At 46.8% G+C, this 17,091-nt stretch carries 13 protein-coding genes, 15 tRNA genes and 2 rRNA genes; 3 read left to right on the top strand and 27 right to left on the bottom strand.

The features are described 5' to 3' along the window. Positions 1-137 precede the first annotated feature (137 nt). Positions 138-326 carry a hypothetical protein gene (locus ACZGCQ_RS00150; RefSeq protein ID WP_029340924.1) on the top strand — a complete coding sequence of 63 codons (189 nt, stop codon included), beginning with the start codon at positions 138-140 and terminating at the stop codon, positions 324-326. Between the two features lie 183 nt (positions 327-509). On the opposite strand, the gene ACZGCQ_RS00145 is transcribed toward ACZGCQ_RS00150, so the two are convergent. Both ACZGCQ_RS00145 and ACZGCQ_RS00140 read right to left on the bottom strand, forming a co-directional pair. Further along, positions 510-1,406 (bottom strand): aldo/keto reductase, encoded by an 897-nt coding sequence (locus tag ACZGCQ_RS00145; protein ID WP_481265044.1) that lies wholly within the window; start codon positions 1,404-1,406, stop codon positions 510-512. A 137-nt stretch (positions 1,407-1,543) separates the two neighbouring features. Further along, positions 1,544-3,280, bottom strand: a complete 1,737-nt coding sequence (locus ACZGCQ_RS00140; RefSeq protein WP_350464651.1) for a phospho-sugar mutase — start codon at positions 3,278-3,280, stop codon at positions 1,544-1,546. Between the two features lie 92 nt (positions 3,281-3,372). Here ACZGCQ_RS00140 and ACZGCQ_RS00135 point away from each other — a divergent pair, with 92 nt between their 5' ends. After that, positions 3,373-4,191 carry a sulfurtransferase gene (locus tag ACZGCQ_RS00135; RefSeq protein WP_481265043.1) on the top strand — a complete coding sequence of 273 codons (819 nt, stop codon included), beginning with the start codon at positions 3,373-3,375 and terminating at the stop codon, positions 4,189-4,191. Positions 4,192-4,232: 41 nt separating this feature from the next. Here the strand turns inward: ACZGCQ_RS00135 and ACZGCQ_RS00130 are convergent, their stop codons facing one another. Genes ACZGCQ_RS00130 through ACZGCQ_RS00115 form a run of 4 tightly spaced genes read right to left on the bottom strand, consistent with a single transcriptional unit; the run spans position 4,233 to position 10,425 of the window. Then, positions 4,233-6,656: a glycogen/starch/alpha-glucan phosphorylase gene (locus ACZGCQ_RS00130; RefSeq protein WP_481265042.1), complete on the bottom strand. Its 2,424-nt coding sequence runs from the start codon at positions 6,654-6,656 to the stop codon at positions 4,233-4,235. 28 nt (positions 6,657-6,684) lie between these two features. Further along, entirely contained in the window at positions 6,685-8,136 is a 1,452-nt protein-coding gene (glgA, locus tag ACZGCQ_RS00125; RefSeq protein ID WP_481265041.1) for a glycogen synthase GlgA, read from the bottom strand. 14 nt (positions 8,137-8,150) lie between these two features. Next, positions 8,151-9,251: a glucose-1-phosphate adenylyltransferase subunit GlgD gene (gene glgD, locus ACZGCQ_RS00120; protein ID WP_294751781.1), complete on the bottom strand. Its 1,101-nt coding sequence runs from the start codon at positions 9,249-9,251 to the stop codon at positions 8,151-8,153. A gap of 13 nt (positions 9,252-9,264) precedes the next feature. After that, complete coding sequence (locus tag ACZGCQ_RS00115) at positions 9,265-10,425, bottom strand: glucose-1-phosphate adenylyltransferase (protein WP_058265030.1); 1,161 nt, start codon at positions 10,423-10,425, stop codon at positions 9,265-9,267. 205 nt (positions 10,426-10,630) lie between these two features. On the opposite strand from ACZGCQ_RS00115, the gene ACZGCQ_RS00110 reads away from it, so the two are divergent. Then, positions 10,631-12,406 (top strand): transglycosylase domain-containing protein, encoded by a 1,776-nt coding sequence (locus ACZGCQ_RS00110; protein ID WP_481265040.1) that lies wholly within the window; start codon positions 10,631-10,633, stop codon positions 12,404-12,406. 1 nt (position 12,407) lies between these two features. On the opposite strand, the gene ACZGCQ_RS00105 is transcribed toward ACZGCQ_RS00110, so the two are convergent. From ACZGCQ_RS00105 to ACZGCQ_RS00005, 21 genes are all read right to left on the bottom strand, one after another. Further along, a complete protein-coding gene (locus ACZGCQ_RS00105) occupies positions 12,408-12,974 on the bottom strand; it encodes a DUF5366 family protein (protein WP_195865554.1) in 567 nt (188 codons plus the stop codon). 238 nt (positions 12,975-13,212) lie between these two features. After that, positions 13,213-13,686, bottom strand: coding sequence for a tRNA (uridine(34)/cytosine(34)/5-carboxymethylaminomethyluridine(34)-2'-O)-methyltransferase TrmL (gene trmL / locus ACZGCQ_RS00100; RefSeq protein WP_023467320.1), 474 nt, complete (start codon positions 13,684-13,686; stop codon positions 13,213-13,215). A 3-nt stretch (positions 13,687-13,689) separates the two neighbouring features. Further along, positions 13,690-14,169, bottom strand: a complete 480-nt coding sequence (locus ACZGCQ_RS00095) for a methylated-DNA--[protein]-cysteine S-methyltransferase (RefSeq protein ID WP_223041399.1) — start codon at positions 14,167-14,169, stop codon at positions 13,690-13,692. Then, a complete protein-coding gene (gene queG / locus ACZGCQ_RS00090) occupies positions 14,144-15,304 on the bottom strand; it encodes a tRNA epoxyqueuosine(34) reductase QueG (protein WP_481265039.1) in 1,161 nt (386 codons plus the stop codon). Before queG ends, ACZGCQ_RS00095 begins: the two co-directional genes overlap by 26 nt. Positions 15,305-15,391: 87 nt before the next feature. Further along, positions 15,392-15,462: transfer RNA gene (locus ACZGCQ_RS00085), tRNA-Gly, on the bottom strand. Between the two features lie 38 nt (positions 15,463-15,500). Further along, positions 15,501-15,571, bottom strand: a tRNA-Gly gene (locus tag ACZGCQ_RS00080). Between the two features lie 4 nt (positions 15,572-15,575). Continuing rightward, positions 15,576-15,656, bottom strand: a tRNA-Leu gene (locus ACZGCQ_RS00075). Between the two features lie 36 nt (positions 15,657-15,692). Next, positions 15,693-15,766, bottom strand: a tRNA-Cys gene (locus ACZGCQ_RS00070). 6 nt (positions 15,767-15,772) lie between these two features. Next, positions 15,773-15,847 (bottom strand) — tRNA-Gly (locus ACZGCQ_RS00065). An 8-nt stretch (positions 15,848-15,855) separates the two neighbouring features. Beyond that, positions 15,856-15,927 (bottom strand) — tRNA-Gln (locus ACZGCQ_RS00060). A 10-nt stretch (positions 15,928-15,937) separates the two neighbouring features. After that, a tRNA-His gene (locus ACZGCQ_RS00055) sits at positions 15,938-16,010 on the bottom strand. Between the two features lie 9 nt (positions 16,011-16,019). Beyond that, positions 16,020-16,090: transfer RNA gene (locus ACZGCQ_RS00050), tRNA-Trp, on the bottom strand. A gap of 4 nt (positions 16,091-16,094) precedes the next feature. Further along, positions 16,095-16,178: transfer RNA gene (locus tag ACZGCQ_RS00045), tRNA-Tyr, on the bottom strand. Between the two features lie 31 nt (positions 16,179-16,209). Then, a tRNA-Phe gene (locus ACZGCQ_RS00040) sits at positions 16,210-16,285 on the bottom strand. A gap of 7 nt (positions 16,286-16,292) precedes the next feature. Next, positions 16,293-16,368: transfer RNA gene (locus tag ACZGCQ_RS00035), tRNA-Asp, on the bottom strand. Between the two features lie 8 nt (positions 16,369-16,376). After that, positions 16,377-16,450, bottom strand: a tRNA-Met gene (locus tag ACZGCQ_RS00030). 10 nt (positions 16,451-16,460) lie between these two features. Further along, positions 16,461-16,535, bottom strand: a tRNA-Glu gene (locus ACZGCQ_RS00025). A gap of 21 nt (positions 16,536-16,556) precedes the next feature. Continuing rightward, positions 16,557-16,647, bottom strand: a tRNA-Ser gene (locus tag ACZGCQ_RS00020). 26 nt (positions 16,648-16,673) lie between these two features. After that, positions 16,674-16,748: transfer RNA gene (locus ACZGCQ_RS00015), tRNA-Asn, on the bottom strand. A gap of 6 nt (positions 16,749-16,754) precedes the next feature. Next, positions 16,755-16,870, bottom strand: a 5S ribosomal RNA gene (rrf, locus tag ACZGCQ_RS00010). Between the two features lie 102 nt (positions 16,871-16,972). Further along, positions 16,973-17,091, bottom strand: a 23S ribosomal RNA gene (locus tag ACZGCQ_RS00005); the annotation flags it as partial.

The following is a 17,091-nucleotide window of genomic DNA, read 5'->3' as shown; positions in this document are numbered from 1 at the left end:
CCCACACTTGGAACCGTATGGATTTCAAGTGTGTTTTTTTAGATTTTTTTAGGTTTAGCACTAGGCAATCCGGGAATAATCAAGTATACTAATAAAAATCAGAATTATCTGACAACTTACAAAGGAGCGTGGCCGAGATGAAACAAGTAATTGAAGCTTTCCGTAGACAAGATGCAGAGCAGCGAATTCCAGTGCTACGTCTCGAAATCGATTATGAGCTCAGTACGCTCTTCGATGCGATTCAAGCCAATGACCAAGCTGCCGTTTCAGCAAGTAAAGATCGTCTAGATAAATACCGTCAGGAGATGCTTCGTTTAGAAGCTTAACCTCATAGATCCCCCATCTCTCCTCCCCCTTGAGATGGGGCTTTTTTTGTCTACTTTTTGACGTACATTCTATGTGTAAGCGAAAGAGAGGATCGCTTCCGAATGATATATCGGAAACGATCCTCTCACTTTATTTCGCTAACGGACAATTTACGCATTGATCCGCTTCTATCTCAAAATCAATTAATCGACGTCACGACCACGTGATGCCTTCAAAATCTCAAACCACTGTTCGCGTGTCAACGACAATTTCGTCGAACGAACCGCAGATTCGATGCGTTCAATCTTACCAGAACCAACGATTGGCATGATACGTGCTGGATGTTTGAGCAACCATGCATATGCGACTTCGTCGATTTCTTCTGCCCCGATCGTCTCTGCGATCTCCGCTAATTTTTCGCGTAACGGTGCATATTGCTCGTCCTTGAAGAGACGACCGCCCGCAAGCGGACTCCATGCCATCAACGGCATCTCATTTTCATGACAGAGATCAACGGATCCGTCCTCGAAATGTTTCAGTTCCGAAACCGACAACTCGAGTTGGTTCGTCACGAGCATGAATGGTAAGCGCGACTGAATGAGACTTTGTTGCGCAGGTGTATGGTTCGAGAGACCGAATGTCCGTACCTTTCCTGCGTCCCTCAACTCTACGAACGCTTCAGCAATCTCGTTCGGGTCCATCAACGGATCTGGACGGTGAATCAACAACGTATCCACGTACTCGACACCGAGTTCTTGAAGAGAACGGTTGACTTGTTTGATGATATGCTCTTTCGTCGTATCGTAGAATGACAACGACTGATCCGAGAAATGATTCCCTTTCATCTTGATGCCCGTCTTCGTAACGATCTCCATTCGGTCACGTAACTCCGGTTTTAAAGCAAGAGCTTCTCCGAATAAGCGTTCATTCGTGTAATCGCCATAGATATCTGCGTGATCAAACGTCGTAATTCCTAAAGCAAGACATGCTTCGATCAATTCAAGCCGCTCTTCTTTCGTCATCTCCCATTCATTCAATCGCCATAAGCCGTGAATGATGCGTGAGAATGATAAATCTTCTGTTAGTTGAATCCGTTCCATCTATCTTCCACTCCCCTATCGTATAAACTCTATCTTGTTTACTGTACCCCAAAATGGTACCGGTTGCACGGATTTCACTTTTTGATGCTCTCAGACAAAAAACAGGACCCCGTCGATGACGTGATCCTGCATGGGACTTATTGAATTTGTTCGACTTCTTGCATGACTTCATCTTCGATCTGCTGACGTTTCCGTGTCGTCTCAGCAGCATCTGGTGACGTGACGCTGAAGTAGAATTTGATTTTTGGTTCCGTACCCGATGGACGAAGGCAGAACCATGATCCATCGCTAAGCGTAAACTTCAGTACGTTGGATTTTGGCAAGTTGATCGGTGAAGGTTGATGTGTCTTCAAATCGTGGGCGATACTCGCATCATAGTCCTCGAATAAGACGACCTGTTCTCCAGCCACTTGTTTTGGCGGATTCTCACGGAACGTATCCATGATACGACCGATCTGTGCCACGCCATCCTTCCCTTTGAGTGTCAGAGAACGGAGTGACTCTTCAAAGTACCCGAACTGCTCGTAAATCGCCTGTAATGCCTCATAGAGCGTCCGTCCTTCTTTCTTATGGTACGCAGCCATCTCAGCAGCTAACAAGCACGCTTGGACGGCATCCTTGTCTCGGCAGAAGTCACCGATAAGGTAACCATAGCTCTCTTCATATCCGAAGAGATACTCATATTGACCTGATGCGTTGTATTGTTTGATTTTTTCCCCGATGAACTTAAAGCCTGTCAACGTATTCTCGACATGGAGATCATAATGGCGCGCAATCAATGCACCCAGTTCTGACGTAACAATTGTCTTCGCGACGAATCCGTTCGCTGGCAGTGTTCCTTGCGCCGCTTTTTGTGAAAGGATATAGTCGAGCAATAACGCTCCCGTCTGATTCCCTGTCAGGACTGTCCATTCTCCGTCTGCATCACGTGTTGCGACTCCAACACGGTCAGCATCGGGATCCGTCGCAATCAAGATGTCGGCATCTGTCCGATCACCATATTCGATTGCCAATTTAAAGGCAGCATGTTCTTCTGGGTTCGGTGACGTCACGGTCGGGAATGCACCGTCTGGTTCTGCTTGCTCCTTAACGACTGTCACGTGTTCGAATCCATACCGTTTCAAGCCTTCTGTTACCGGCACAAGACCTGTTCCGTGAAGTGGTGTGAAGACGATTTTAAGTGGATCCGCTAATTCCGATTGAATCGAAGGTAAGACACGAATCGTTTGTAATTTTTCTTGATACGCCTCGTCGAGCTCTTCTCCGACACGGACGATCAAACCGTTCGCGCGAAGGACTTCTTCTTGCTCAAGTTCAATCGATAGCTCATCTTCGATTTGGCTGACGTACGAAACGAGTTCATCCGCTTCTTTTGGCGGAAGTTGTCCACCGTCATCTCCATATACTTTGTAGCCATTGTACTCTGGTGGGTTGTGACTCGCCGTAATGACGATCCCGCCCGCCGCTTGTAAAGACCGAACCGCAAACGAAAGTTCCGGTGTCGGACGTAGACCGTCGAACAGATACGCTTTGATGCCGTTGCTTGCGAGCGTCCGTGCCGCCTCCAGGGCAAATTCTGGTGAGAAATGTCGTGAATCGTGTGCGATGACGATTCCTTTTGCTGCCGCTTCTTCCCCCGACGCCTTAATGAATGCTGCGAACCCTTGTGATGCTTTTCGGACCGTATATACGTTCATCCGGTTCGTCCCGACACCGATTTCCCCACGCATACCACCTGTTCCGAACTCGAGTTCTTTATAAAATGCTTCTTCAGCTGCTTTTTCATCCGTTGCTAACGTGACTAACTCTTCTTTTAATGTACTGTCTAAATCAGCGAACTGATCCCATTTTTGATAGGTTTCTTTCCATGACATGGTAAATCGACTCCTTTTTAAATGAGGGTAAGACTTGCGATGATGCGATACCTTTCATATGATTAACACTAGAAAGGGTAAGGTGATGAGGCATGTTTCCTACGATTCAAATGGCAGATCTTCAACAGCTCGTCCGAACGGATCAGATTCGCTGGTTTGACTGCCGATATGACTTGCAACAACCTGAATATGGACGAAATGCTTTTTTGGAACAACACGTCGAAGGTGCACAGCACCTGGATTTAACGACTGACCTTTCCGGTCCCATCGATGAGGTCGGCGGTCGGCATCCGCTTCCTACAAAAGAAGCGTGGCAACACACACTGGAACAGCATGGTGTGACACCAGAAGACTTCGTCGTCTTGTATGACGATGGTTTTCCGTATGCCGCTCGTGCGTGGTGGTTATTTAAATGGATCGGACATGAGCGTGTCGTCGTCCTTGAGGGCGGATTCTCCTCTTACCTAGCGTTCGATCTTCCGGTCACGGACGACGTTCCTACTTATGAACCGTCTCAGTACACGCCTCGTTTTCAAGATGAGATGCTTGTCTCGTTCGAAGAGCTGAAAGATCAGCTGACAGAAACGATGGTCATCGATTCCCGTGCACCCGATCGATACCGTGGAGAAATCGAACCACTCGATCACGTCGCCGGCCACATTCCAGGTGCCGTGAATTGTTTCTTTGAACAAGCACTCTCACCAGATGGTCGCTTACGGGACGCGGAAGATTTGAAAGAACTGTACGCTGACATCTTACCGGTCACAGCACCTGTCCTTTATTGTGGAAGTGGTGTGACAGCGTGCGTCAATGTCATCGCTCTCCATTCACTCGGGAAAACCGACGTCCGGCTTTACGCCGGCTCTTATAGTGATTGGGTCAGCCGTGGTGAAGATGTCTCCCGTTCGTAAGCATCAGACACTGACAGAAACATCTGTCAGTGTCTTTTTGTTCAGAGTTGAATCGGTTTGATGTTCCAGATTGCATTCGCATACTCTTTAATCGTTCGGTCACTTGAGAACACACCTGACCGCGCAATATTAAGAATGACGCGTTTATACCATTCTTCTGGTTGCTGATACATCCGATCGATTCGTTCCTGCGCTTGTTGATACGACATGAAGTCTTTCAGGATCAGATACTCATCATTATACGTCAATAATGAATCATAAATCGCTTGGAATTCACCTGGAGCAAATAATGTTCCATCGACGAGACTATCGATGATCCGTCGTAGCTCGGGTTGGGCACTGTATTGATCGTATGCACTGTAACCACCGTACTGCTTATAATTCATGACTTCCTGCGGTGTTAAGCCGAAGATGAAGATATTCGCATCCCCGACCTCGTCTCGAATTTCGATGTTCGCTCCGTCGAGCGTTCCGATCGTCAAGGCGCCATTCATCATGAATTTCATGTTGCCGGTTCCAGAGGCTTCATAACTTGCAGTCGAAATCTGTTCACTGACATCACTTGCCGGGAAGATCTTCTCAGCAAGCGATACACGGTAGTTTTCTAGGAAGACGACTTTCAAGTATGGACTAACGTCTGGATCCTGATTGATCAAGCGAGCTAACGCATTGATATAACGAATGACTTCTTTTGCATAATGATAGCCTGGCGCAGCCTTTGCACCAAAGATGAATGTCCGCGGTGTCATCGTAAAGGAACGGTCTTCCTTCAAACGATAATAAAGCGAATGAATGTGTAACGCATTCAAGAGTTGGCGTTTGTACGCATGCAATCGTTTGACTTGAACATCAAATATCGAGGTCGGATCCACGACGATACCAGTTTCTTTTTCAATGAGCAATGCTAATTCTTCTTTGCGCTGAAGTTTGATCTCGGCGATGTCGTTCTGTAATGCTGAATCCTCTGCCCATTTCGTCAACTTTTGCAAATCGGACGGATGTTGAATCCAACTGTCCCCGATCGCTTCTGTCACGCGATTTGCCAGTGCTGGGTTCGATGAGAGGAACCAGCGACGATGTGTAATTCCGTTCGTCTTATTGTTAAAGCGAAGCGGGAACATTTCATAAAACAGTCGCATCTCGCGCTGCTTCAGAATCTCAGTATGAATCTGTGCGACACCATTCGTCGAATGCGTGCCGACGACAGCCAGATTCGCCATGTTGATTCGGTCATCCGCGATGATGGCGATATCTCGCATATGCGCTTCCATGTGTGGATAGTTCGCGAGAACATCCTTACAGAAGCGTCGATTGATCTCCTCGATGATGAGGTAGATGCGCGGTAACAAGCGACGGAACAAATCAATCGGCCAGCGCTCGAGCGCTTCTGATAGTAATGTGTGGTTCGTAAACGACATGACACTCTTTGTGATCCGCCATGCCTCTTCCCATCCAAATCCTTCTTCATCGATTAGAATCCGCATCAATTCCGGAATCGCGACGACCGGATGCGTATCATTGATATGGATGGCAATATGATTGCCGAGTTGCTTCAGTGAGTGATTTCGTTTTTTAAAGGACGTTAAGATACTCCGTAATCCAGCAGAAACGAAGAAGTATTGTTGCTTCAGACGCAACTCTTTTCCTTCATACGTCGTATCATCCGGATACAGGAACTCGGAAATCGTCTGAATCGATTGTTTATGTGCCAGTAAATCTTTATAGTTTCCACGGTATTGGCTAAGTAATTCATCATCATCAAGTGGAGACTCAGCACTCCAGAGTCGCAGGTTATTGACGACCTTGTTTTGATAACCGACGATCGGCATGTCGTACGGAACAGCACGAACGATTTCAGCCGGTTCATGATGGACGCGATACCCATCACCGACTTCTTCAAGCCAGACATGACCACCAAATGGAATATCGACCGCCTTATCAGAACGTCTGATTTCCCACATGTTCCCGTTCTTCAGCCAGTTATCTGGTAATTCGACTTGATAACCATCGATGATTTTTTGCTTGAAGAGACCATACTGATACCGGATCCCGTTCCCATGTCCAGGCAGACCGAGCGCAGCCAAGGAATCAAGAAAACACGCCGCGAGACGACCAAGACCCCCGTTCCCAAGTCCAGGTTCCGGCTCTTCTTCTGTCAAATCACTGAGCTGATATCCGAGTTCTTCAAGTCCCTGTTCCACATCCTTTAAGACATCGAGACTCAATAGGTTATTATGCAGGAAACGTCCGAGCAAAAACTCGAGTGAAAAGTAATAGACCTGCTTACTTTTTTTATGGATGTACGTTTCCTTCGTCCGCAACCAATCAGTCGTGACCGTCTCGCGTACCATATAGGCGAGCGTTTGATAGATATCATTTTCTGTTGCTTCCGTTATTGCCTTACCATGCATCGAAACGAATCGTTCCGTAAACCTCTCCTTGAACTTCTCTTTATCTTTGAACATGACGTAACCCCTTTTCCCAGTGATACGATCAAGTGGCGGACGGTGCAATCAATTGGTATAACGCCAAGTATTCATCTGCGGAACGCAACCAACTAAAGTCTTCATTCATCGCCGTCTCAATCAAGTGCTCAAAGACCGGTCGATCATGGTAGACCTCAATCGTACGCTTAATCGCTTCTAAAAACTCATGTGCATTATAATTCGCGAACGAGAATCCATTTCCTTCTAACGTGAACTGATTGAACGGTTTGACCGTATCACGTAGACCACCTGTTTCCCGAACGACCGGTAAACAGCCGTATTTCATCGAAATCAACTGACTGAGACCACACGGTTCAAAACGCGACGGCATCAAGAAGGCGTCACTCCCCGCGTAGATCCGTTGCGCGAGACCAACATCGAATCCGATATAAGAAGCGATTTTGTCTGGACGAATCGATGTCGCGTGGTGGAACAACCCTTCATATTCCGCTTCACCTGATCCGAGAATGATGAACTGGGCATCAAGTTCGAACAAGTCTGGCAAGATATGCGCAAGTAGATCGATTCCCTTTTGGTCAACAAGACGAGAGACGAAACCGAACAGTGGTACATCCGGATTGATCGGGAGACCTAGTTCTTCTTGTAAGGCCGCTTTGTTCTTCGCCTTTCCTTCCGTGACAGTGTCAACGGAATACGTCTCAACGAGATGCGTATCATGCGCAGGATCAAATTGACGATAGTCGATCCCGTTCAAGATGCCACGCACGTCAACAGCACGATGTTGTAAGACTGGCTCAAGCGTCTCACCGTAATAAGGATCCATGATCTCATCACGGTACGATGGACTGACTGTCGTGATTTGATTGGAGTGGACCAGTCCTGCCTTCATGTAATTGACGAGTCCGTTATGAGCGATCCCATCCGCAGTGAAATGTTCATGACTCAATCCAAGTAAATCACCGAGCACTTCCTCTGGGAAGACACCTTGGTATTGTAGATTGTGAATCGTAAAGACCGTTTTAATGTCTTGATAGCGCTCTAGGTGTTGATAGTGGATTCGTAGGAACGCTGGAATCACACCTGTTTGCCAATCGTGACAATGGATGACATCTGGTACTTCCTTTCGATCCAGATGTTGAATCATCTCAAGGACGGCACGTGAGAAATACGCAAACCGTTCTGCGTCATCATAGTGTCCATAAATGACGCCATCGCGTTTGAAGTAATACTCATTATCGATGAAATAGAACGTCACACCATCTTGTTTCAATCGAAGGACGGCACCAAATTGCTGGCGCCAACCGACTGGCACGATGAAGTCGAACATAAACTCCATCTCTGATTTATATTGCTCCTTGATTTGACCGTAATTGGGTAAGACGACCGAAACGTCTGCCCCTTCCTCAGCAAGCGCTAAGGGGAGCGAGCCGACGACGTCAGCTAGCCCCCCTGTCTTGATGAAGGGTGTCGCTTCCGTGGCAGCAAACCATACCTTCATGAATGACATCTCCTTTAAACGATTGTTTGTTTTTTGATGACGATTGGCTCTTCTGCCGTTCCGCGGATGACTTGACCGCGTTTGACAGTAACTTCTTTATCGAGAATTGCGTACTCGACGACCGCACCCTCTTCAATGACTGATTTCTGCATGATGATCGAATTTTTGACGCGAGCGTGTTTTCCGACTTTGACACCACGGAACAGGATGCTGTCCGTCGTCGTGCCTTCTAACTTACAGCCGTTCGCGACGAGTGAATTCTTAATCGCTGACCCCGGCAAGTAACGCGTTGGCGGTTCATGCTTGATTTTCGTATAAACGTGTTGGAAGTCGTTGATCGCTCCCCACTGTTCAAGCAACAGCATACTCTCACGGTAATATGAACGAAGCGAATGAATGACTTGTGATGTACCACGGTATTCATACCCGTGCACGTGCAAGCGATTGAGCTGCGAACGAATGATGCTTTGAAGTAAATCGTACTCGCCACGTGCGATTGCTTCATCAACTAAACGAACAAAGAGGTTCTTCGATAGGACGACCGTCTCCATGTAGAACGTCTCATCCGTCGGTTGGAACCCTCGCGATCCGATTGCAGTTACGCGGTTCTGTTCGCCAAAACGAATTGGACGGCAGTATTTACAAGGCAGTTCACGCTTTGTATAGACGACCGTGATGTCCGCATTCGATTCTTTATGTTCGCGTAATACATCGCGATAATCTACTGCAGATAAGATGTTTGAACCAGAAACGACGACATAGTTTTCCTTACTGCGAAGGAAGAAGTCACGGTGGAGGTGGAAGTTCGATAAATCTCCACGGAACTCGTTCGCATCTTGTGACAATGCAGGTGGGAAGATATAGAGTCCACCGTTTGAACGGTCAAGATCCCACTCTTTACCCGATCCAAGATGGTCCATCATTCCACGATATTTCTCGAGCGTAAAAATCCCGATGTTCGCGATATCGTTTTGTACCATGTTCGTTAATGTAAAATCGATCAATCGATAACGTCCTGCAAATGGAACTGCTGCTAAGTTACGATGCTCCGTCAATTCTTTGAAAAAGCCTTCTTCTCCGCTTAAATTGATGACACCTAATAAATCGACCTTCATTCGAATATCCCCCTTATTGAATCGCTTCTTTGATGACTTCGTTCTTCTTGACGATGCTGTCTGCTTCAATGACGAAGACTTCTCCGTCTGGAGAACCGATCGTTGCACCATCTTCTACGATCACACCGTCTGCTAAGATTGCCCGATGAATCGTGACGTCTCGTCCGATTTTGACGTTCGGGAAAATGACCGAGTCTTTGACGAGTGATCCTTCTGCTACGTCGACACCATGGAAGAGAACCGAATGATTGATTTCGCCTTCAATATGGCATCCTTCATTGATGATCGATGTCTCGACTGTCGCAGCATTCCCGATATATTGTGGTTGCTGATTCGGGTTGACCGAATAGACTTTCCAAGAAGGATCATATAAATCAAACTCTGGTTCCGCCGTCAACAAGTCCATATTCGCTTCCCAGAGTGATTGAATCGTTCCGACATCTTTCCAGTATCCTTTAAATTTATATGCACGAATATTAAGGTTTTCAAAGAGCATGTTCGGAATGATGTTCTTACCGAAGTCAAAGCTTGATTCCGCATCGCCAGCATCTTGAATTAAATGACGCTTCAATACATCCCAGTTAAAGACATAGATTCCCATCGATGCAAGATTCGATTTTGGATTCTGTGGTTTTTCTTCGAATTCATTGATCCGGAGATCATCATCCGTGTTGAGAATTCCGAACCGTGGTGCTTCTTCCCACGGCACTTCACGAACGGAGATCGTCACGTCCGCTCCGCCAAGACGATGCTCTTCAATCATCTGTTCATAATCCATTTTATAAATATGATCGCCTGATAAGACAAGAACATAGTCAGGGTCAAATTGGTTGATGTAACTCATGTTTCGATAAATGGCATTGGCCGTTCCTTCGTACCAGTTCTTTCCGTTTTGCGCCTGGTAAGGAGGTAGAATCGTCAAACCACCGTTACGTCGATCTAAATCCCATGCGCTCCCGATTCCGAGATAGCGGTTTAATTCAAGTGGTTCATATTGCGTCAATACACCAACTGTATCGATTCCTGAGTTCGTACAGTTCGATAGTGGGAAATCAATAATCCGGTACTTTCCTCCAAATGCAACAGCTGGTTTTGCAGTATGTTTCGTTAAAGCTCCCAGACGTTTCCCTTCTCCGCCTGCCAGTAACATCGCAACGACATTCTTTTTAGCCATTTCGTCCCCTCCATTTATGCTCTTTTTTTCAGACAATTCGCGTTGTAAAATCCACAGATACTTCTATATACCCAATCTTTTCTCTTTTTAATATAACATTCCTGCAAAATAGGTTTATTAAAATACAAAAATCTAAAAAAAATCTACTGATTTCTCCATAAAAGACCGATAATAGGAATGAAATGGCTTTTTGAAAGGAGTTCTCATGCGAATTACTACAGGGTATCTTGTCTTACTTGGTCTTGCGACGATGCTTCTATTTTCCTTATTTTCAATAAAAGATGAGTTGAAAACAGCACGTACACTTTTTTTCTGGGCCGATGAACAGACGACGCGACATCCACTGACCTCCTATCAACCAATCACCGTAACCTATGAAAACAAACGGGTCGAGCTCTATGACGGATTGCGACGGGATGATCTAACTCCTCGAACATTGCCGAAAAAAGTCGAGCAAGCGTTTGTTGCCATCGAAGATCAGCGTTTCTATCAACATGACGGATATGACATCACAGGAATCTTACGCGCGTTTACAAAAAATCAGTCTGATTCTAAATCTCAAGGTGGCAGTACGATCACACAACAACTAGCAAGAATGACGTATCTATCAAACGAAAAAACATATACTAGGAAAATAAAAGAGTTATTAATTGCTGTGTCTTTGGAGCAAAAATATTCAAAAAAAGAACTGATGACGGCGTATGCCAATCAAGCCTATTTTGCGAATAATATTTATGGTATCGAACTTGCCGCAAAATCATATTTCAATAAGCCGGCACGCGAGTTGAGTTGGTCTGAAATCAGTTTTCTGACAGCAATTCCGAACAATCCTTCTCTTTATGACCCGCTACGCTTTCCTGAAAACACAAAAAAACGTCAGCAACGAATCGTTCAAGCGTTAATACGCGATCGTGTACTGACGAAAGATTTTGCTATTTCTCGTGTGTCGCCTCGATCCTATAAACCGAGTGTCCCTTATCCAGATTATATCGATGCAACCGTTCAAGCTGCTGTTCGGATGACCGCTCAAAAAAAAGGTTGGAGTGAGAAGCGTGCTGCAGAATATCTGCATCAACAAGGGGCGGTCATCTCGACATATCTCGACTCAGCAGAACAACGACGGGCTAAAGAAGCTCTTCGCAATCTACCCAACCCGATTGAGGGTGCTTATGTTGGCATCGACGGACAAACACACGGGGTCACCGCTCTTGTTGGCTACAAATCGAATTTGACAGGTCAGTTCAACCGAGCAGTGCAGTCGTACCGACAACCAGGTTCAGCCATCAAACCGTTACTTGTTTATGGTCCTTACCTTGAGAAGACGAAAGCCCGCTTGTCGAGCACGTTAGACGGTAGTCCTGTCTGTATCGATGGATACTGTCCGTCAAATAGCGGAAATCGAATTCTCGGACAAGTAACGATTGCTGACGCGATTGCCTATTCTTATAACACTCCAGCGATTCGAGCATTCGCTGTCTCTTTCCGGGAAGGATTGAAGTCCATCCGTCCGTTCCAGTTCAGCCAATGGACACGTGAGGATGACGCCTTTACGAGTGCTCTAGGTGGTTTACAGTACGGAATCAGTCCGTATGAACTGACGAACGCTTATACCGTATTCGTTAATGATGGGCTCTATCGACCGGCATCGATGATCAAAAGTATTACGCTTAAGAATGGAACGGTCGAACGACCACAAGAAAAGGAACAACGCATTTGGTCCAGTCAGACGAATCGGGAATTACGGGCTGGTTTAAAGAATGTCATGACATATGGAACGGGACGCAAAGGATATGATTCCTCTGCGCGCTATATCGGAGGAAAAACAGGAACAACGAACGATAACAAGGATATGTGGTTCGTCGGTATTAAGAATCAACATATCGGAGGGATTTGGCTAGGGGCAGATCGCCCGCGTCCCTTCCCTGTTGAGGCGAATGCAACGTTACAGGTCCAGACGTGGGCGACGATTTTACGTCCTTAAGTCAACTTGGAAATAAAATCGCTTCCCCGAACGAATTGAATAAAGTCAGACCGACCCACGATAGGCCAGCAAGCAGAACACCCCAGGCTAAGAAAGAAAAGATAATCAAACCGACGGCTCCTGCTGCACTCGTCATTTTACTAATTTGTATCGTGTAAAAGATGAAGTAGATGAAAAAAGACACAAGCAACACGATTCCGACATGCAAGAAGGACGTCATAAAGGCAAAGCTAACACAACCTCCGATAAGTAGCAAAATACTTCCCGGACGTAACATGCCGAGTGTCGTTCCCTCTTGTTCCTTGATGAAAAAGGCGAAACCGAGCTGATTGATCGTATCCGATAATAATTTCAATGAACTGAAGATCATGAAGTAGACAATCAAAAAGCCGAGCCAAACGACAAGCTTCGTATCGCGTGCCGTCAAGAGTTGTAACAATTCATCGTACACACCAACTTGATCGAGCCAATGTAATGCGAGTTCCGTCGTTGCAATCGCAAGGGACGTACTAAATAACAAGATGCTGATCAGCGGAGCATAACTTAATAGGTAAACGTTCGTACGCATGTGGAGTCTCCATTCATAGAAAATTCATATGTAGCACACAATTTCACTTACAGGTATACTATAATAGATTATATCGGTTCAAGAGACTGAAGGGGGAAACAAAAATGGCATTTATCTTAATGGTCGGCGTAAGTCTTGCGTTTTTGACAGCAATCTTCACTGCAGGCTACAACAAAAAACCTGAAGGTAACGAATAATTCATAAAAGCTCCATCCTGATTCAGGATGGAGCTTTTGCTTTACAGAAGACCTGCGTATCCTTGCTGACGTAATGCTTCATAGACGATGATCGCTGCCGTGTTTGAGACGTTCAGTGAACGAACGAGGTTCGATTGTGGTAGACGGATACACCGTTCTGCGTTCGCATCGATGACTTCAAGCGGCAATCCTTTCGTTTCCCGACCAAAAACGAAGAAATAGTCTTGTTCGACGTCGGATAAGTCAATCTGACTCGGGTACTGTTCCCCATATTTCGTAATGTAGTAGAAAATCCCCTCTGGATGCTTCTCCCACAGTTCCTCTAACGAATCATGATAACGGACATCAACAAATTCCCAGTAATCGAGACCCGCACGTTTAAGTTGCTTATCGTCCGTCGAGAAGCCGAGCGGTCGAATCAAGTGAAGGACTGAATGCGTTGCCGCACAAGTTCGTGAAATATTCCCCGTGTTTTGTGGAATTTCCGGTTGATACATAACGACATGAATAGCCATGGTTTAATTCTCTCCTATCTCATGCGCTAAAAGCGCTTCTTTATGGGCAATCCCGCTTGCGAAACCCGTCAGTTTACCCGTCGCTCCAATAACGCGGTGACATGGATAAATCAATGCGATCGGATTCCGATTCAAGGCACCGCCAACAGCTCGTGCTGCCTTTGGTTTCCCAATCATTCGAGCCAGTTCACCGTAACTGATCGTCTGACCAAACGGAACGGTTCGTAAAGCGTGCAATACTTGCTCTGCAAAAGGCGTGACACGCAACTGACAAGGAAGTGCATCAAGCGCTTGTCGATCGCCTACTGCGTAACGATCAAATGCCATGCGCCAAGCTTTCGGTAATTCACCGTCGTCGGTTTCTTCTTGCAAATAGGTTCGAGCACGCTCTTCATTCAATCCAAAATCGAGATACACGATGTGCTCTTTTTCCCATGCGACGAGCAATGTACCAAATTCATAAGTGAGCTGTTGAAATGGCATCTGCTTCCCCCCACTCCTCAAGTAACCGTTGTCCTTCGGTTTGCACATCCACTGCAATATCGGCTAAAAGACGTGATTCGATATATGACTTTTCTTCAATTCCACCAATTCGACCGACTGCCCAGAGTGCCAGTGCCCGCATGTCTTCCCGGGCATCCGTTTCTATCATCAATCGTAGCGCATCAATCGCACTCTTGTCTCGATAATGGACGAGCGCACAAATCGCATTACGCTGAATCGGCTTCTTTCCACGCCATGCGCCAGATAACGTACCGAACCGGCTCTTGAACTCACGATTACTCATGGATAAGAGTGGAACTAAGAGCGGTTTGACTTGTTCTGGATCCGGCTGCAGTTCAGCATGATGTGTCGCATTCTTCTTCCGGTTATATGGACAGACTTGCTGACACGTATCACAACCGTATAGACGGTTCCCAAGTGCCATTCGAAATGGTTCTGGAAGCAGCGTTTTCGTCTGTGTCAAAAACGAGATACACCGTTTAGCGTCGATGACGCCAGGTTCAACAAGCGCATCTGTCGGACAAGCGTCGATACACTTATTGCATGTCCCACACAATTCTTCGACTGGCTGATCAGGCGGTAGGACGATATCTGTAATTAGTTCACCAAGATAGAGATAGGATCCGTGCTCCTCACTGATGATCGAGCAGTTTTTCCCACTGAATCCGATACCTGCTCGTTCCGCCACAGCACGATCGACGAGTTCTCCCGTATCGACCATTGAGCGCGTCCTTGCACCTGGATTTAATTCTTGGATTTTTTCTTCAAGTAACGTCAAACGTTGGCGCAACGCCTGATGATAATCGAGCCCCCAAGACGATCGACAAAAGATACCGCGCCGCTCTCCTTCTTTGCCACGCGGCGCATTTTTAAGGGTACTTGGATACGCGACCGCAATCGCAATGATCGAAGCGGCATCTTCTACGAGTAATGAAGGAGTCGTTCGTAAATCGAGATCGGGCTCTTCGAAACCAGAAGCAAATCCTTTCTCCTGCTGCACTTGCAGACGACGTTTTAAGACAAGAAACGGATCTGCTGTCGTCACCTTCAGCTCATCGATTCCGATCTCTGTTGCGTACTCTTGTAAAGCCAGTTTCAATTGTACACCATCCATCACGACTCACTCCTTTCCTGTTAAGATTCCTTCCTAAACAAAAAGAGCAAGGTGTCAGCGAAAACGACACATTGCTCTTTTTTGGTAAGCGGGTGAAGGGAATCGAACCCTCGTCATCAGCTTGGAAGGCTGAGGTTTTACCATTAAACTACACCCGCATAATCAGGTGAAACATCAGATTGTGTAAAAAGTATAAAGCGGGTGAAGGGAATCGAACCCTCGTCATCAGCTTGGAAGGCTGAGGTTTTACCATTAAACTACACCCGCAAGATACCGGTGGTCGGAATCGAACCGACACTCCAAAGGAACACGATTTTGAGTCGTGCGCGTCTACCAGTTCCGCCACACCGGCACAATCTCTTGCAAAACTATTTAATTGAGAAATAGTTGGAGGCGCCAGTCAGAATCGAACTGACGATAAAGGAGTTGCAGTCCTCTGCCTTACCACTTGGCTATGGCGCCACTCATTGGAGCGGAAGACGGGATTCGAACCCGCGACCCCGACCTTGGCAAGGTCGTATTCTACCACTGAACTACTTCCGCTTGAAAAGCTGGGCTGGAAGGGATCGAACCTTCGCGTGCTGGAATCAAAATCCAGTGCCTTACCACTTGGCTACAGCCCAATAATAAGAGGGCGACTGATGGGAATTGAACCCACGAATGCCGGAATCACAATCCGGTGCGTTAACCACTTCGCCACAATCGCCATGGTAAACAGGGGCAGCAGGAATCGAACCCGCGCTGACGGTTTTGGAGACCGTAGTTCTACCGCTAAACTATGCCCCTATGGTGGTGGGGGGGGGCGGATTCGAACCGCCGAACCCGAGGGAGCGGATTTACAGTCCGCCGCGTTTAGCCACTTCGCTACCCCCCCACAAATGGGAAAATCATGTTTTTAATAAAGATGGTGGCTTTGGACGGAATCGAACCGCCGACACAAGGATTTTCAGTCCTTTGCTCTACCAACTGAGCTACAAAGCCTTAACAATGGCGGTCCTGACGGGATTCGAACCCGCGATCTCCTGCGTGACAGGCAGGCATGTTAACCGCTACACCACAGGACCGTATGTAATTGCGGGGGCCGGATTTGAACCGACGACCTTTGGGTTATGAGCCCAACGAGCTACCAGACTGCTCCACCCCGCGACGCTATAAATGGTGACCCGTACGGGATTCGAACCCGTGTTACCGCCGTGAAAGGGCGGTGTCTTAACCGCTTGACCAACGGGCCATTATGAATTGAAAGTGATGATGGCGGAGAGCAAGGGATTCGAACCCTTGAGACGCTTTTGACGCCTACACGATTTCCAATCGTGCTCCTTCGGCCACTCGGACAGCTCTCCATTGTACGTGGTGAAGAAGTAATAAATGGCTCCGCAAGTAGGATTTGAACCTACGACCTACCGGTTAACAGCCGGTTGCTCTACCGCTGAGCTATTGCGGAACGATCGCCTGGCAGCGTCCTATCCTCACAGGGGGAAGCCCCCAACTACTTTCGGCGTTCAAGTGCTTAACTTCCGTGTTCGGCATGGGAACGGGTGTGACCACTTGGCTATCGCCACCAGACATTTATTATCTTAACATTATGTTCGCATAACGTCAAGACTTTTTTTCGTTTTTTTGAAAGGCTCGCGCCCTCAAAACTGAAGTCATCAACAATGCATCTGCTAGAACAAGGCCTCGACCGATTAGTATCACTCAGCTCCACATGTCGCCATGCTTCCACCCGTGACCTATCTACCTCATCGTCTCTGAGGGGTCTTTCTTGATTACTCAAAGGGAAATCT

Source organism: Exiguobacterium sp. HSB13 (assembly GCF_056764755.1).
The sequence above is the reverse complement of the archived record's forward strand: the minus strand, read 5'-3'. Positions and strand labels throughout refer to the sequence as shown.

Excerpts from the sequence above, each read along its gene's own strand:
- ACZGCQ_RS00150 (WP_029340924.1), top strand. The coding sequence starts at position 138 with ATGAAACAAGTAATTGAAGCTTTCCGTAGACAAGATGCAGAGCAGCGA.
- ACZGCQ_RS00145 (WP_481265044.1), bottom strand. The coding sequence starts at position 1,406 with ATGGAACGGATTCAACTAACAGAAGATTTATCATTCTCACGCATCATT.
- ACZGCQ_RS00140 (WP_350464651.1), bottom strand. The coding sequence starts at position 3,280 with ATGTCATGGAAAGAAACCTATCAAAAATGGGATCAGTTCGCTGATTTA.
- ACZGCQ_RS00135 (WP_481265043.1), top strand. The coding sequence starts at position 3,373 with ATGTTTCCTACGATTCAAATGGCAGATCTTCAACAGCTCGTCCGAACG.
- ACZGCQ_RS00130 (WP_481265042.1), bottom strand. The coding sequence starts at position 6,656 with ATGTTCAAAGATAAAGAGAAGTTCAAGGAGAGGTTTACGGAACGATTC.
- glgA (WP_481265041.1), bottom strand. The coding sequence starts at position 8,136 with ATGAAGGTATGGTTTGCTGCCACGGAAGCGACACCCTTCATCAAGACA.
- glgD (WP_294751781.1), bottom strand. The coding sequence starts at position 9,251 with ATGAAGGTCGATTTATTAGGTGTCATCAATTTAAGCGGAGAAGAAGGC.
- ACZGCQ_RS00115 (WP_058265030.1), bottom strand. The coding sequence starts at position 10,425 with ATGGCTAAAAAGAATGTCGTTGCGATGTTACTGGCAGGCGGAGAAGGG.
- ACZGCQ_RS00110 (WP_481265040.1), top strand. The coding sequence starts at position 10,631 with ATGCGAATTACTACAGGGTATCTTGTCTTACTTGGTCTTGCGACGATG.
- ACZGCQ_RS00105 (WP_195865554.1), bottom strand. The coding sequence starts at position 12,974 with ATGCGTACGAACGTTTACCTATTAAGTTATGCTCCGCTGATCAGCATC.
- trmL (WP_023467320.1), bottom strand. The coding sequence starts at position 13,686 with ATGGCTATTCATGTCGTTATGTATCAACCGGAAATTCCACAAAACACG.
- ACZGCQ_RS00095 (WP_223041399.1), bottom strand. The coding sequence starts at position 14,169 with ATGCCATTTCAACAGCTCACTTATGAATTTGGTACATTGCTCGTCGCA.
- queG (WP_481265039.1), bottom strand. The coding sequence starts at position 15,304 with ATGGATGGTGTACAATTGAAACTGGCTTTACAAGAGTACGCAACAGAG.